The organism is Corallococcus sp. AB030 (genome assembly GCF_003668965.1).
In the GTDB taxonomy this organism is placed as follows: domain Bacteria; phylum Myxococcota; class Myxococcia; order Myxococcales; family Myxococcaceae; genus Corallococcus; species Corallococcus exiguus.
Genome location: NZ_RAWQ01000443.1, coordinates 1 through 1389, shown reverse-complemented (window position 1 = coordinate 1389; position 1389 = coordinate 1). Strand labels below are relative to the sequence as shown.

The window sequence follows — 1389 nt, the reverse complement described above, 5'->3', positions numbered from 1 at the left end:
GCTCTTCGTTGATGGCCACTTTGCGTCCCCGCATGGCCTCTCTTACTGCTCCCCACCACTCCGCCTCGCACGCAGCTGTCAGGTAGGCGTCTGGCGATCCGCTCGCTTAAATGCGGGGATCACTCAGGTCCGCCCCCCGGATGCAGGTGCCCGGGGCGGAGCCCGCCGCGCTCTCTACGGTGCGCTGGTTCCGTCGCTGTTGATGGCCCAGGCGCCGTTCGCGAACCGGACCCAGCTCGTCTTGCGGCCGCAGCCCGTCACGCCGACACCGCGTGCGTCGGTGGGAAGCTTCGGGTCGCCCGCCACGGACAGGACCTGGAGTTCGAGCTGCTCGGAGGGGCAGTTCGTGGCGAACGAGGCCTGCGAACGGATGGCTCGCTCGTCATTCTCCCAGGAGTGTTTTCCGAGCTGGAAGCCATCGCGCTCAACAGTGGGAATCGTGGCGCACGCGGGGCCAAGCAACACGAGGGAGGAGAGGCAGAGCAGGGGGCTTCGCATGCGCGCGCCAGATAGCACCGGCTCTTCGGCGCGGCAAGAAATGGAGGCTCACGTGGATGTGTCACCAAGCTACGCCCTCGGTGCGACCGGCCGCCCTGTCCGATGTCAGGGCCGGGAGGCCAGGTGCGCGGACGCCGACAAAGGACAGACGTACTGCCCGCCGTGGTTCTTACAGGCGGCGTAACGGATGTGCCGGCCAGCTGGATTTGAATAGGCATACGTGTTGAGTCCGTTGGTGCCGTAGACGCTATCAGTGAGAATCCGGCGCCAGCCGACATCCACATCTGGAACAAAATTGGTCGATGGTGCCATGGCGAGCACCCGGTTCTCGTTCGATTCAGTGTGTCCGTGATGGGACTGCCCATGTTCCACGGCCGACAGGTGCTTTCCTTATGCTGAATGTCACCATGGACGTTTGTCGTTTCGTCGCGCTCATGAGCAAGAGGGACTTCACGGCTCGCCGTGACTCTTCTGTGTGTCCGTGGGGAGGAGCCAGTTGCTTGGAGTCTACGGGCAATGCCCTTGCCTTGGTCACCATCACCGCTATTGTGTGTGCATGGCGGAAAACGCGATTGATCCTGATTGGAAAATACGTACAGCGGCATTTTGGCGCTGGAGAATTTGGTTGCGCACCATGGCCCGGAGGTCACATATGACCAGATTGCTCAGGGTTTTGAGGTGAATGGCGAGCGCATTTTTTTTGCGAATAGAACCAGGGGGGTGTTTTGGCCTCGTCAGATGAAGGGTTCCGTACTGTCGCTTAGTACTACCCGGTCACTTGAATCCAGGTGGCTGCCATGATCTACGGTCGGGATGACACCGGGACAGCTGCGCAAGCTGGACGAGGCGCTGAGCGCCTACCTTGAGGAGATGGTCGCCGGCATGGGGCGG

The 1389-nt window shown here is 61.8% G+C and carries 1 protein-coding gene; it reads right to left on the bottom strand.

Annotation, left to right across the window (positions count from 1 at the left end):
- Positions 1 to 174: 174 nt before the first annotated feature.
- A complete protein-coding gene (locus D7Y15_RS43465) occupies positions 175 to 498 on the bottom strand; it encodes a hypothetical protein (protein WP_120599939.1) in 324 nt (107 codons plus the stop codon).
- Positions 499 to 1389: the final 891 nt, after the last annotated feature.